The following is a 1,172-nucleotide window of genomic DNA, read 5'->3' as shown; positions in this document are numbered from 1 at the left end:
TCGCTATCTGGCCTGGTCAGAGGCGTCGTCCGGAGTGTAGTTGGCTGATGATGCGTCAGGGGCGGTCTTGCCGGACCGCCCCTCCAACGAGTGGACTCGTCGCCGGTAGTGGCAGTGGCGGGCGACGGCTTGGCGCCTGCGCCGCCACTGCGACCAGCTCACCGCGTGGATGCGAAGCGGCCGGCGGGGCCGGGGTGCGGGGCAAGTTGCCAAGAGCCGGCGGACTTCTGCCACGGTGAGCGGAACCAGGGTGCCAAAACCGTTTCTGCATCCCCCTTTGCGGCTGCCTGGGCCGCCGTGGCCGCGAGAAAGGCATGGGCGAGCATCGCCAGGGTGACATGCCGCATCCACCCGACGTAGCGGCGGACTTCGTACTGGTCCAAGCCGCATTCGTTCTTCGCGGCCTGGAAACATTCCTCGATCGCCCACCGCTGCCCGGCGACCCGCACCAGCTGGTCGACGCCGGTGCCCTGCGGCGCGTAGGCGAGGTAGTAGGCGATCTCGTCGGGTCTGCTAATGCTGCGGCGGGCCAGCGCCCAGCGTTGATGTGTTGGTCTGCCGCCGTCGGGGACCTCGATCGCGGGGATCTGGACGGCCGCCCAGTGATAGACGCGCGGGCCCTTGGCGCCGTCGCCGCACGAGCGTTTCTCCCATGCCTCGTCCGGTGCCTGAGTGAACAGGTGGTCGATGCGGCCGAAGCGCGGCAACTTGCTGGGACTTCGGGACGGCCAGGACGTAGCCGATGGCGGTCTCTTCGAGCAGGCGGCGGAAGCGTGATTCCTGGCCGTAGGCGGAATCGGCTGTCACCCAGGCGATGGGCAGCGGCGAGGCGAGTGCGCGCAGCACCATCACCGTGGCCAGTTCCCCTTTGGTGGCGAAGGTCCGCTCATCGGGGATCTTCGCGGCGTGGCAACGCTGTTGGTCGTCCGTCCAGGACTTGGGCAGATACAGCTCGCGGTCCACCAGGGCCCGGCCGTGGGTGGTGGAGTAGGCGGCGAAGACGCCGATCTGACAGTTTTCGGTGCGGCCGGCGGTGCCGGAGTACTGGCGCTGGACGCCCGCGGAGGTGGTGCCCTTCTTGACGAAGCCGGTGTCGTCGAGGATGAGCACCCCGCCGTCCTCGCCGAGTTTCTCTGCGACGTATGTCTGCAGGTCGTCGCGGATGTCGTCGG

General features: G+C 68.4%; 1 pseudogene. It reads right to left on the bottom strand.

Going from position 1 to position 1,172, the window contains the following annotated elements:
• Positions 1-158: 158 nt before the first annotated feature.
• Positions 159-1,172, bottom strand: a pseudogene (locus ACZ4RZ_RS50335) (IS701 family transposase); the annotation flags it as partial.

The sequence above is a fragment of the Streptomyces sp. NPDC027189 genome, assembly GCF_055566975.1.
The sequence above is the reverse complement of the archived record's forward strand: the minus strand, read 5'-3'. Positions and strand labels throughout refer to the sequence as shown.